The sequence below is a fragment of the Richelia sinica FACHB-800 genome, assembly GCF_014698825.1.
GTDB lineage: Bacteria > Cyanobacteriota > Cyanobacteriia > Cyanobacteriales > Nostocaceae > FACHB-800.
In genome coordinates this window covers 120,236-132,825 of record NZ_JACJTT010000006.1, presented here as the reverse complement: position 1 = coordinate 132,825, position 12,590 = coordinate 120,236, and the positions used below count along the sequence as shown (strand labels likewise).

Below are 12,590 nucleotides of genomic sequence, written 5' to 3'. Positions count from 1 at the left end.
GTCGTCCTTGTCTCCCTTGTCGTCCTTGTCCCCTTTGTCCATTTCTATAAAATTGGAGATTTTGGATTTTAGACGCATCTAAAATCCAAAACCTATCACCTGGTTTATCTGCCTGGTTCTTGGGCAATTTGGGCAGTACGTAAACCGCGTACTAACTGGCTAAGTCCAGCTTGTAGTTGTACACCAGGGTCAACTGCTACCCATCCATTTTGGGTGAGGTGACGGACTTCAAAGTGGAGGTGGGGGCCTGTGGAGTTACCAGTGCTGCCCACCCGACCGATAACCGTTCCTGGTTCCACCCATTGACCAGGGCTAACAAAGATTTCCGACATATGCCCGTAGAGGGTTTGTTGGGCAGAACTGTGGCTGAGGATGACCGTTAAACCATAGCCACCTACCCAGTCAGCAGTTTGCACTTGACCCTTTGCTGCCGCTAAAATTGGTGTGCCCATAGGAGCGCCTAAATCTGCACCAGCGTGAAAACGGCGATCGCCTGTAATCGGGTGAATCCTCCAACCAAATAAGGAAGTAATGGGGGCAGGAACAGACAAGGGGAACACCATCCCAGAACCACCCGCAGCATAAGCAACAGTGGGGTTATAGGGCACCTGAGGCAGCACAGAGGCTAGAGAAAAGTCATAGGAAACTGTACTTGGACGCGGTGCGACATTGCCCTCTGCCATTGGTGCAGGTAAAGTTCCCGCACTGGGTGCAATGGGATTAGCACTCACGGTAGTAGTGGCAAATTCGCTGGGGCTAGGAATAAACCGATTGGGACGATATGCGGTTTTTGTATGACCTGTTCCACCAGTAGAGGACATTGCCCAATTTCTGCTATTCACACTGTTAGCTAAAGGTTGAACTACACGTTCATTGGTATTGCTAACTTTCGTTTCTGATTGTTTAACTGATGGCACATTAGCTAAAGTAGCGGTTTCGCTTTTCTTCAACCAACTAGGTGCTTCTTTCTTCCCATTTTCCGCAACACGGGGAGTTTGAGGTGCCTTAGCACAAGCACCACTAGCGCCTTGTCCCACCTTTAACACTGCACGACAGCCACTAGCGCGTTCTGTAATCACAACAGAACTGGGGGCTTGATAATTACCTGTAGCCCCATTGCTGTAATCTGTCGGGTCAATATAGGCGTTATTAAAATCTCTGGTTTTTTCCCCACCTACATTGATATTAACTTTGCTATCATTACCGGATTGAGCTACTTCCGGCAGCTTTTCGGGGGTGGGAACCGTAGGTTTAGGAGATACAGCTGTGTTATCTTTTTGGGGCTGAGAATTTCTGGTACTAGCCGCAGCTTCAGAATTTTCTATTTTGCGTTTAGAAGTTCTGATTTTCACGATGGGTTCAGAACTTTCAGCCTTGGGAGTGGAAGTCCTCACCGTCACAGCTGGTTCAGAACTTTCAGCTGTGGGTTGAGACTTTTTCACCGGTGCAGCGGCTTGAGAATCTTTTTTCTGCTGGAGTTTCCGTTCTAGTCTGGTTCTCCGTTCAGAAAATTCTACCTGTGGCTTTTCTGGTTCCGACACCGCAGCCTCTTTCTTGACTGGGTTAGAAGCTGCTGTTGATTGGGAATTCTCAATAGTTGGCACAATATTATCTATTGAAGAAGGTTCGGTTTGAGCAAACACGAAACCTCCACCCAGCATACTAATGCTACCCAACCAACATAAGCTTTGCGCTGGCAAAGTAGAGGCAAAGCGTTTAGGAGTGTTATCTTGCTGTCTGGAGTTGTGCAACTGCTGGTGGGCAGATTTTTTGCGCTGCGTCATTTGTTCCCTCAGTTGTGTGATTAGCAAATAGAGATGTAGTAATTTGTCTAAAGAAGGAGTTGAGAAGTTCAGAAGTTCAGAAGTCAGTAGGGGCGGGTTTACAGATATCATCAACTATGAACGAGAATTTTGGTAAACCCGCCCGTACAGAAGTATGGCTGTGCCACGCTACGCGAACAAACAAGAGTTAAAAAATGCAAGAATTCAGTAGCAATCCTATGAATTATTCTGTAACTCCTGCAACTTCTGCAACTTCTGTAACTTCTATCTTCTGTAACTTCTGTCTTCTTCTCTCTGTCACCTATTCCCGTTTAACGGCGATTAAACCAGAGATTTTTGATAACCCAGGCTGATAGTACCGGGTTGGACAGAAATTTCTGATATTACCGCTTCTGTTGTATCATATGCTGTTGTTCTTAAGCGGAGATTACCTTCAGGGGTAACACCGACTACTGTTCCTAAAAGATTATCGACATAAACGCGATCGCCCATGTTTGTGAGTAAATCAATATAACCAGTTAAGATGTGGCTAATTCCTGTTTGAGTTAGACACTCTATCCCGGATTCTATACCTAATAAAACAGTGGCGGCTAATGTTTCTAAACAAGGAATAAATTGAGAATTTTGAGCTTTTTGCCACAATTCTAAATTAATACCTGTGTCTGGGACGGGATTTGTCCAGTTAATGCCTACACCAATTACCGCTTGGGTGATTTGTCCTTGATGGACTTTGGTTTCAGTCAAAATACCGCCGAGTTTGCGACCTTCTAATACTAAATCATTAGGCCATTTTATTCCCACACTGACACCACATTTTTGTAATTGTCTGGCAATTCCCCAAGCTGTGGCTAAGGTGAGTTGATAACTTTGGGTTGCTGCTATTTCTAGGGAAACAGCTACAGATAAATATAAACCACCTTGTAGCGATACCCACTGACGGCCCCATTGTCCTTTGCCAGCAGTTTGTTGTGTGGCCATAACTACAGTGCCTGATGTTGCACCTTGGTTGAGTAAGTTCCACAAGGTTTGGTTGGTAGAAGGTAGACTATCAAAAATTTGTAAATTGAAGGGTAAATATGGATACTTGCGTTCTGCTGTTAAAGCAGTTTCTAAAATTTGCCGATTGAATTTCACAGCAGTTCCCCTAAATCCCGTTGTTCAAGTTAGCATTAATTGGCGGTTTTTAATTTTTTGTTTAGGTTTGAAGCAAGATGCACACTTGGCACTGGTGTAATTGGGAAGGACTGCCTTACCTGAATTGTAGTTTGTTAGAACTTTGGCCCCATGGTTTTTTTACTCAACAGTTTTGGCCGCGTCCACCACAAGAGTTAACAAAAGTGCTGGAACCAGAGGCTACAACTTATCGTTTAAAACAGGTTCATGGTAATACTGTTCTGACTCCCCAAGAAGTTGATCACCATTTAAATAGCACCGACGAAGATTTTGCTTTGGCAGATGGTTTAATCAGTGAACAACCTTTACAGGCTGTGTGGGTTGCTTCTGCTGATTGTACACCTGTGTTGATTGGTGATGTGAAAACTGGACAGGTGGCAGCTTTGCACGCTGGTTGGCGAGGTACAGCAGCTAAAATTGTCCCTCAAGCGATCGCTCGAATGCAATCCCAAGGTAGCAAACTTGCAGATTTATGCTTTGCTATGGGCCCTGCTATTGCTGGCGAAGTTTACCAAGTTTCCTTTGAGGTAGCTGCGGAAATAGGAAGCTCAATTATACCACATGATGACCCACAAAAAATTGTTGCTGCTGTACAAGATTTGCCTAATTCTCCTTTATTCCCTGATCCGGAACCGGGTAAAGTGCGTGTAGATGTGCGACAAGTGAATGCGATTCAATTAGAGCAATTGGGAATTAGTAGAGAACAAATAGCGATCGCACCCTATTGTACCTACCAACATGCAGATAACTTCTTTTCCTATCGACGAGAAAAAGAGAAAAAAGTTCAATGGTCAGGAATTGTCAGTAAGTTGTGAAAGGAGGAAGAAGAAGACAGAAGTTACAGAAGACAGAAGTTGCAGGAGTTACAGAATAATTTAATGCGATTGCTGCTGAATTCTTGCATTTTTCAACTTCTGTTCGCGCAGCGTGCCGGAGGCATACTCCTGAACTCCTGAACTTCTGTCTTCTGAACTCCTTCTTTCCTCACTTTTTAACTAAAATATAGGCATTTGTATATTCAGGTAACTGCCGAATATATTGCTGAAAATCCTGTTGACTTTGAAAAACACCTGCCAAAAAGTCTAACTGATGTAAATTTGGTAAAAAAGCCCCACCTGTGTCAGCAATAATTCCCATTTGTAATTGTTTTCTTCTACCTTTGTTACTCTCAATTACAATAATTCTTCCCAAACCAACATTTAATACATCTCCGGCAAATGTTACACCTGGTTTAATGGAAATTTTTGCATCAATTTTATAACCATAGCCTTTGATAGCGTCAACTTGCTTAAAATACCAATAGCGTTTTTGTTGAGTCGCTTTTAACCCTGGTACATAGGACATACCATTATTTTTATCAACATTAAAAAATGCCTTAGTACCATCAGTAAAATTCACTAAAACTGTTCCTTGCATCAGTGCTTCTTCTAAACCTTGGCGCGTCAGATAGGCAATTGGTTCAACCTTACCAAACTCTTTACCACCTGGTTCATAAATACCTGATAAAACATCCTGTTTTGTATACTTTGTATAAAATTTATCGCCTTTATTTTCATCTTTTAAAGCATAAAGCGGTGTATTATAAGTTGCTGTCTTTTTATGGGAACCAGGATGGGTAAAAGCTGCATATTTTGTCAATCTTAACCGCTTTTGCTGAGGTTTGTCTGGATGATTAGCAGTCCATTTAATTACCCGAAAGTTTTTATTAATGAAATCAGCATCTTGTAACCTTGTCACCCGCTTATTACTAATATCTTCTTCTAAGACATTAATCATAAAATCCAAGGTTTTTAAAATATCTGCAACAGTCACACCTTGACTACCCAGTATTCCACGACGTTGAGTATCTGGATCATCCTCTGCATGTTCTTGAAAATACTGTCGTGTATTAATGAGAACTGTTAATAAATCTGTTTGTTTAAAATTAATTTTAGCATTAGGTAATTGGCTAGGTGATAATACCTGTTTGACATCCACACTATATCTATATTTTTTCCATTCATCGATTACTGAATAAAAGGTTGTTGGTGCTGGATTATTTTGAGTAAAGTTAATAGCTGGTTGTTGACGATTAACTGGAGCTAGGCTAGTAGCTGCTAAATTAGCATTAAAAGTAGATGCAGTTGTCATCTTCTGCGACTGTATCAATGCTTGGTGATAAGTAGGTTCTTTTAAATATTGGTTAGCAAAATTTACTAATAATAAAGTACAAATCCCAGCAGTAATTTGTAACTTGTGATTGAATAAGATACGCATATAAGCAATTGGCGGTGATGAATAATTTACGGTTGTCGTTCCGTGTGATTTCAACCCAACAGTATATACTTAAAATTTGGTTATGCCAATGGTCGTAGAACCTCTAGAGAAATTACAGCATATTCATTACAGGTGAGGAATTACAGAATAGGTGAATTTAAATCGGAGATGGTTAGCTAGGATAAATTGATACGACAATTAAATTTTTAGAAGATAAAATTCGATTTTATGGTTTGGGAATAAGAAGATGAACTGATTGTAAGTTAATGCAAATTAAATCACCAGAGTTATGGTGGAAGATACATCTAACAAGCAGTTTATTTATTTTAGAAAATATACAAATTCAATTAATCAGCTTATCAGGAAAATAATGTATTTTTTTGCTAATACCAATTTTGTCTGAAGACCCACATGATAGAACCCCCCTGTAGTCCCCCTTGGCAAGGGGACTACAGGGGGTAAATATATGCAGGCACATAAAGAAACGGTATAAGAAGTATTAAATATGATGCTAATTATGCTATACAAACCATAATATGGCTAAGTGGTCAATTTTTGGTGATAGCTAAATGGGATTGTCAAATATTGCTGCACAAGTACGAGTCAAAGAAGTTGAACAACTGAAGTTTTTGCTTCTTCGTAGTTTGATTGCTTCTGTGTTTCTCCATGTTGGTGTGTTGATGCTGGATGTTAGTAATTTCTGGTTGTCAAAAATTTCCCCAGAAACTGAACCTATTGAAGTAGCAGTCATTGAACTACCACCCACAGAAAAAACACCAGCGAAGTCACCAGAAGCAGAGAAAATATCGGGTGGTACAGGTGGTGGAGGACAAAAATTAGACCAATTTCTAAAATCTGCTGTTGTTTTAGCTAATAACTCTCCACCATCACAACCTTCAGTAAAGCTTAAACAACAATCTAGTCCATCTATACCGCAAACTCAGCCTGTAGAAGCTGCTGAAAATAATATCAAACCACAACCAATTAGTCCTGCAAGAACCTCAACCCCTGTTATTCCGCAACAACCTGAATCCCAGACAGAAGTATCAAAACCAGAAATTGCAGTCAAACCAGACGCGGATGCTTCACTAGTACCTACACCTCCGGCATTAACCCCTAAGTCTAGCTTACCTTTCAGTAGTGACAGATGGCGATCGCTCTTAGCTGAAGCCAGAAATAATCTTTCCCCAACAAATACCACAGCTACAGGCAATCACAGCATTAGAGATAATGCTGGTATTGGTACTCCAACTTCTAACAATATTACAGGCAGAGGAAGCGGTTCTGGTACGGGAAATGGCACAGGAAGCGGTTCTGGTACGGGAAATGGCACAGGAAGCGGTTCTGGTACGGGAAATGGTATAGGAAATGGTTCTGGTGATGGAAATTTTGGCAATGTAAAATCCCCAGAAGAACAAAAAATTGCTGTTGCACCAGCACCAAAAGCACCCCCAGTCGCAATTACCAATAGCAAATTAAACCCAGCTGATTGCCAAGAGTGTAAAATCAAGTATCCCGACAGCGCTCGCAGAAGGGGAATAGAAGGCAATCCAGAAGTATCAGTAGATTATAATGATAAAGGTATAGTTACTAAAGTTGTACTTAGCCGTTCCAGTGGCAGTGAAGAACTAGATAATGCCCTAATTGAACAAGCTAAGAATTTTCAACTCAAACCCAGTGAGGGGGGAAGAACTGGAGTCCGTGTATTAGCTAACTTTGCAATTCAAGGTTCTCGACGTTATCGGCAATTACGCGATCGCCAAACATCTCGTCAACGTCAACGTGAAAATTCCCAGTCTAATTCTAACCAAACTGAGGCGAAACCAGCAAAATCTTCTCTGCAAAATCCCACTGCTGATAGTTCCCCCGATATCCAAAGACGACAGAATCAGGAAAGAACCATAAATAATGATGTAACTCCTCAGCGTCGTCTCAATTCTGATCATTCCCCAACCAAACCCAAAAAACGCCGTTCAGTAGAATCTAGCAATTCCAAAGAAAAACCTTCTGTGCATCGTCGTTTGCGTCTCAATAAACTCAAACCTCGTCCTACAGAAAAACGTCCAACGGAGGACACACCAAATAAATTCAGACGACTGCGAGAAGCTTTAAATCGCAACCAACCTGCTAATACACCAACACAAGAACAGTCCGTTAGTAGTGACAACAATTAATTATCTTCCTGGTTATCATCTCAAAATGGAGAAATTAGGGTAAATCTATGCGACGAATTCATTACTTACAACACGTCCCATTTGAAGGACTCGCTAGTATTGAAAAATGGGTAACAAAATCAGGCCATACTATTTCGGCAACCAAGTTTTATCAAGATGATACTTTACCATCTATAGACGATATAGATTGGCTGATTGTCATGGGTGGTCCGATGAATATTTACGAAGATAGTAAATATGCTTGGCTAAATCCTGAAAAACGTTTTATTGAAGCAGCAATCGCGCACAATAAAGCAGTAATTGGTATTTGTTTGGGTTCCCAACTAATCGCAGATGTTTTAGGTTCTCCAGTTTACAAAGGGTCAGAAAAAGAAATCGGTTGGTTTCCCATTACCATGACCCCAGAAGCACAAAATTATCCTGCTTTTGCTCCACTACCTCAATCTTTTCAGGTTTTTCATTGGCATGGTGACACCTTTGATTTACCATCAGGTGCAGTCCGACTGGCTTATAGTCAAGCCTGTGCAAATCAGGCATTTATCTATGGTGAAAAAGTTATCGGTTTGCAATTTCATCTAGAATCAACTCAGGAAAGTGTGAGGCAAATAATTGAAAACTGTGCTGATGAATTAGTACCAGGAAAATATATACAACAACCTGAAGACATGCTGTCTCAAGATGATAATTTTTCACAAATCAATAATTGGATGCAGCACATTCTAGAACAGGTTGCTATTTTAACTTAATTGTTAGCATTGATAATTACTCGTTCATTTCTTTTAATGTTGCTAAGGCAGAAGGAGATAAACGACTCAGATAACGGAAAATCCAATATTTAAATATAGTATCTAAAATTACTGGAAATGTGGCAATAAATAGGAAAATCCCATTTCTATTAGCCGCTAGACCCAAATGTTCTGCTAAACCTTCTAAAATGACTTCCCAGCCATGGGGAGAGTGGAAACCTACAAAAATATCAGTAAATAAAATAATCAAAAAAGCCTTGGCACTGTCACTTAAGCCATAGACAATTTCATCCATAAAAGACTTGAGAAAAACTATATCTTTCTTACTAAAGAAGATCACTAAAGCAAAGGAAATTAGGGAAAGTACATCGGCAAAAGCATTACTAATCGCATTACTACTTTTCTTTCTTGATGCTGCTGCTATCTCCACAGCTTTCTCTTTAACTTTTGCTTCTATTACCTCTGGGGTTATCTCTAAGGTCGGATTAATCAGTTTCTCAAGTTTTAATATGGCTTCAAAATGCCTGATTTCTTTAAATGCTTCTTCCTCCATATCAGTATTGATAAAAATTTGTGCTGCTGCTTCTCCTCTCACTCGTTCGACCATGGGATTAATCAGGACTATTTTCGAGATGTTTTGAGTAAGGAGGGGCACAATAATTAATAATATTAAAAATCTAACTGACCGTTTAGTTCTATTTCTAGAAACTGCGTAATTTTTTAAAATATCCTGCTCGGCACGGGGGGATAAATCTCTGCTGATTCTTTTAAAAGTTCTGCCAATTGAGCGCGGAAATATTCCTGTTTTTTGAGAAATTTTAGGTAATTTTGAAGCATGAATATTGTTTTCTGATGATGTACCATTATTAATAGTTAAGTTAGTGGGATTAGATTCAATTATTGTGCTTGTGCCGGGACTTAGCTCTATTTCTTCATCTTGACTTTTATATTTATTAATGACCTCATCAATAAATTTTAATTTTTCTAGGAAATCAATATCATCATTTTTAATGAAAGACCGACTTAATTGAAATTCTGTCAGTCGAATGTTAATATTATTTAAATTTCTCTGAAGACAGCCTTGCCAGTAAGTCATTACACTCTCAGATAATTTATCTGAATCAACAGTAATTTTCTGTCCATTAAAATGTTCTATTTCTATATTTCTGATTAGTTGTGCTGATGTGTAAGCTTCCGTTAAAGCTCTGATGGGAGTTGTCATCAACCAGCGATTCCATAAATGCCAAGAATGTTTCATTTTATGACGGATGAATGCAGTATTTATTCTGAAAGATGGTACTTTCATTGCTGATATATAAATGGCAAAAATGATGGCGAGAGAATTAGAATTTAATATGTTTACACAACAAATACGTACAAAGCGCAAAAGCTTTTATTAGTGTTCAACTAATTCATGAACTACCTCATGTTTGTTGATTTTATTAGTTAATTCCATAATCAATAATGGCATATTTTCTCAAAATTTTTGCCTAGATAATGACTATTTAATTTTTTAAAAATTAGGCTCGTGAGGTCAAAAGTGCAACTTGATTTTTGCGGGGTGGTACTGACGATGCTATACTACCTGTTGAGTTAATCTTGAAGCACTACATTGCTGCTTTCAAAGGTAAGTTGTGGTGGATTTAATTTGTATAATTCTAGCTGGCAAGACTTGTACTGAGCTTGTCATTCGCGTAGCTTGGCATTAACCATAGTATACACGCACCACAAGAATTAACTATCTTAAGATGATAAAATTTAGCTACGTAACAGTCAATCAAGTTACACTATTCACCCTGCACGTTGAAATCACTTGTGTAATAAAATAATCCATAGAATCAAAAATACTTAATTTTTAGAGTTATTTTTTTATTATTATGAAACTTAGCCTGTGCATGATTGTTAAAAATGAAGAATCTGCTTTACCTAAATGTTTGAGTAGTGCCGTCAATGTAGTGGATGAAATAGTTATTCTCGATACAGGTTCAACGGATAAGACTCCGCAAATAGCTCAACAGTTTGGGGCACATGTATATCATTTTGAATGGTGTAATAATTTTAGTGCGGCTCGTAATGAAGCTTTGAAATATGTCACAGGTGATTGGATTTTAGTGTTAGATGCTGATGAAACTCTCAAACCAGAAATAATTCCTCACTTAAAAGAGGCAATCAAACAAAAAAAATATATATTAATTAATTTACTCAGACAGGAAATAGGTGCAACTCAATCACCCTATTCCCTGGTATCTCGACTATTTCGTAATCACCCCAAAATTAATTTTAATAGACCTTATCATGCTTTGGTTGATGATAGTATTACGGCGATTTTAGCACAGGAACCCCATTGGCAAATTGGTTATCTTCCTGAGGTGGCAATTCTCCATGCTGGCTATCAAAAGGCTGTAATTAATCAACAAAATAAATTTGCTAAAGCAGCCTTAGCCATGGGAGAGTTTTTTAGTGCTAACCCCAATGACCCTTATGTTTGTAATAAGTTGGGTGCTTTATATGTGGAAATGGGGAAACTTCAGGAGGGAATTGAACTATTGAAAAAAGGATTAAATGCGGTTATTGAATTAGAAGAAAGTAAAAATCCAGAACAACCTAATAACTCGAACTATGAAATTCTCTACGAATTGCATTATCACTTAGGTATTGCTCACGGGAGTGTAAAGGATTATGCTTGGTCGATTTTTCACTATCAAGCGGCTGTAAATTTGCCGATTTACCCTCTTCTAAAACTGGGAGGATATAATAATTTGGGAAATTTACTGAAAATATCAAAAGACTTTGCGGGTGCAAAATTAGCTTATGAAATGGCAATAGAAATAGACCCTAATTTTGTTGCTGGTTATTATAACTTGGGGATGGTCTGTAAAGAAATGGGGTTATTTGCAGAAGCGATTAATGCCTATGACCAAGCAATTCTCTTAAATCCTGATTATGCGGAAGCTTATCAAAATTTAGGAGTGGTATTACTGAAGGTGGGAAATGTTCAAGCTAGTTTAGAAGCTTTTGAAAATGCGATCGCTCTCCACGAACTCCACAACCCCCAGGAAGCGCAAAGATTACGCCAAGGTTTACAGGATATGGGAATACTTCGTCAATAAGGGAACAGGGAACAGGGAATAGGGAAATGAGGGAAACGGAGAACAAGGGATATAAGGAACATAAGGGGACAAGGAAGAATATCTTCTTTTTCCTCCCCCTCTCCCCATCTCCCCCTCCTCTCTACTCTGTCACCTGTCACCTGTCACCTAATTAAATGCGAGAACGCACGAACTTCTCTAATCTATCCATTCCCTTTTCAATAGTCGCCATATCAGTAGCGTAGGAAAGGCGAATATTGTGATCAGCACCAAATGCACCACCGGGAATAACCGCAACTTGATGTTCTTCTAATAAAGCGTTGCAAAATTCCAGGGAATTCAATCCGGTTTTGCTGATATCAGGGAATAGATAAAATGCACCATCTGGTTTAGCGGTACTTAAACCAGGAATGGCATTGAGTCTATCTAACATCACCTGACGGCGTTTCGCGAAGGCTTGACGCATTTCCTCCACACAGTCTTGGGACTCTTCCAAAGCAGCGATCGCTCCATATTGAGCAAAGGTACACACATTTGATGTACTATGCCCTTGGATGGAACTGGCGGCTTTAATAATCTCCACAGGCCCAGCTAAATAGCCCAGTCTCCACCCTGTCATGGAGTAAGCTTTAGCAAAACCGTTACTAATTAAAGTCCGGTCAAAAATTTCCTTACCCAAGGAACCGATGCTGATATGTTCTGCACCGTCGTAGAGGATTTTCTCGTAAATTTCGTCAGAAACAACGAAGATATCTGCATCAACTACTACCTTAGCCAGTGCTTTGATTTCCTCTGGTGTATACACCATCCCTGTGGGGTTAGAAGGAGAGTTGAGAACAAATAACTTGGTTTTGGGGGTAATGGCTTTTTTCAGTTGTTCTGGCGTGATTTTATAGCCGGTGGAAGCATCTGTTGGCACGATTACCGACTTACCACCCACCAATGTCACCATTTCGGGGTAACTCAGCCAATAAGGTGCAGGAATAATTACCTCATCACCGGGGTCAATCAACGCCACAATCAAATTATAGAGAGAATGCTTACCACCATTGGTGACAATCACATTCTCTGCCTTATAATCAAGACCATTATCATTTTTTAACTTGCGGGCGATCGCTTCCCGTAATTTTGGTTCCCCAGCTGCCGGGCCATATTTGGTTTTCCCTTCGGCCAAAGCTTTCGCTGCTGCGGCTTTGATGTGTTCCGGGGTGTCAAAATCTGGTTCTCCAGCGCTAAAACTACAAACGTCTATACCCTCTGCTTTCATAGCCTTAGCTTTAGCTGCGATCGCTAAGGTGATTGAGGGTGTCACCTGACTTACTCTTGCTGCCAGCTTCATTCTACTTTATTCGGCGAATCTCATCCTAT

At 39.8% G+C, this 12,590-nt stretch carries 9 protein-coding genes; 4 read left to right on the top strand and 5 right to left on the bottom strand.

From position 1 onward, the window contains the following. Positions 1-104: 104 nt before the first annotated feature. Both H6G73_RS07385 and H6G73_RS07380 read right to left on the bottom strand, forming a co-directional pair. Positions 105-1,784: a M23 family metallopeptidase gene (locus H6G73_RS07385; RefSeq protein ID WP_190602784.1), complete on the bottom strand. Its 1,680-nt coding sequence runs from the start codon at positions 1,782-1,784 to the stop codon at positions 105-107. Positions 1,785-2,105: 321 nt separating this feature from the next. Next, the gene (locus tag H6G73_RS07380) at positions 2,106-2,918 is read right to left on the bottom strand and encodes a biotin--[acetyl-CoA-carboxylase] ligase (protein ID WP_190602782.1); all 813 of its coding nucleotides are present in this window, start codon (positions 2,916-2,918) and stop codon (positions 2,106-2,108) included. Positions 2,919-2,995: 77 nt separating this feature from the next. On the opposite strand from H6G73_RS07380, the gene pgeF reads away from it, so the two are divergent. Continuing rightward, positions 2,996-3,772 (top strand): peptidoglycan editing factor PgeF, encoded by a 777-nt coding sequence (pgeF, locus tag H6G73_RS07375; protein WP_190602780.1) that lies wholly within the window; start codon positions 2,996-2,998, stop codon positions 3,770-3,772. 169 nt (positions 3,773-3,941) lie between these two features. Here the strand turns inward: pgeF and H6G73_RS07370 are convergent, their stop codons facing one another. Continuing rightward, the gene (locus tag H6G73_RS07370; protein ID WP_190602778.1) at positions 3,942-5,213 is read right to left on the bottom strand and encodes a hypothetical protein; all 1,272 of its coding nucleotides are present in this window, start codon (positions 5,211-5,213) and stop codon (positions 3,942-3,944) included. A gap of 569 nt (positions 5,214-5,782) precedes the next feature. Between H6G73_RS07370 and H6G73_RS07365 the strand changes: the two genes are divergently transcribed. Both H6G73_RS07365 and H6G73_RS07360 read left to right on the top strand, forming a co-directional pair. After that, a complete protein-coding gene (locus H6G73_RS07365; RefSeq protein WP_190602776.1) occupies positions 5,783-7,387 on the top strand; it encodes an energy transducer TonB in 1,605 nt (534 codons plus the stop codon). Between the two features lie 47 nt (positions 7,388-7,434). After that, on the top strand, positions 7,435-8,133 hold the full coding sequence (locus tag H6G73_RS07360) for a type 1 glutamine amidotransferase (protein WP_190602774.1): 699 nt from the start codon (positions 7,435-7,437) through the stop codon (positions 8,131-8,133). A gap of 16 nt (positions 8,134-8,149) precedes the next feature. On the opposite strand, the gene H6G73_RS07355 is transcribed toward H6G73_RS07360, so the two are convergent. Beyond that, positions 8,150-9,520, bottom strand: a complete 1,371-nt coding sequence (locus H6G73_RS07355) for a proton extrusion protein PcxA (RefSeq protein WP_242034139.1) — start codon at positions 9,518-9,520, stop codon at positions 8,150-8,152. Between the two features lie 490 nt (positions 9,521-10,010). On the opposite strand from H6G73_RS07355, the gene H6G73_RS07350 reads away from it, so the two are divergent. Beyond that, positions 10,011-11,243: a glycosyltransferase family 2 protein gene (locus H6G73_RS07350; RefSeq protein ID WP_242034138.1), complete on the top strand. Its 1,233-nt coding sequence runs from the start codon at positions 10,011-10,013 to the stop codon at positions 11,241-11,243. 151 nt (positions 11,244-11,394) lie between these two features. On the opposite strand, the gene H6G73_RS07345 is transcribed toward H6G73_RS07350, so the two are convergent. Then, positions 11,395-12,561 (bottom strand): pyridoxal phosphate-dependent aminotransferase, encoded by a 1,167-nt coding sequence (locus H6G73_RS07345; protein WP_190602772.1) that lies wholly within the window; start codon positions 12,559-12,561, stop codon positions 11,395-11,397. Positions 12,562-12,590 lie beyond the last annotated feature (29 nt).

Excerpts from the sequence above, each read along its gene's own strand:
- H6G73_RS07385 (WP_190602784.1), bottom strand. The coding sequence starts at position 1,784 with ATGACGCAGCGCAAAAAATCTGCCCACCAGCAGTTGCACAACTCCAGA.
- pgeF (WP_190602780.1), top strand. The coding sequence starts at position 2,996 with ATGCACACTTGGCACTGGTGTAATTGGGAAGGACTGCCTTACCTGAAT.
- H6G73_RS07370 (WP_190602778.1), bottom strand. The coding sequence starts at position 5,213 with ATGCGTATCTTATTCAATCACAAGTTACAAATTACTGCTGGGATTTGT.
- H6G73_RS07365 (WP_190602776.1), top strand. The coding sequence starts at position 5,783 with ATGGGATTGTCAAATATTGCTGCACAAGTACGAGTCAAAGAAGTTGAA.
- H6G73_RS07360 (WP_190602774.1), top strand. The coding sequence starts at position 7,435 with ATGCGACGAATTCATTACTTACAACACGTCCCATTTGAAGGACTCGCT.
- H6G73_RS07350 (WP_242034138.1), top strand. The coding sequence starts at position 10,011 with ATGAAACTTAGCCTGTGCATGATTGTTAAAAATGAAGAATCTGCTTTA.
- H6G73_RS07345 (WP_190602772.1), bottom strand. The coding sequence starts at position 12,561 with ATGAAGCTGGCAGCAAGAGTAAGTCAGGTGACACCCTCAATCACCTTA.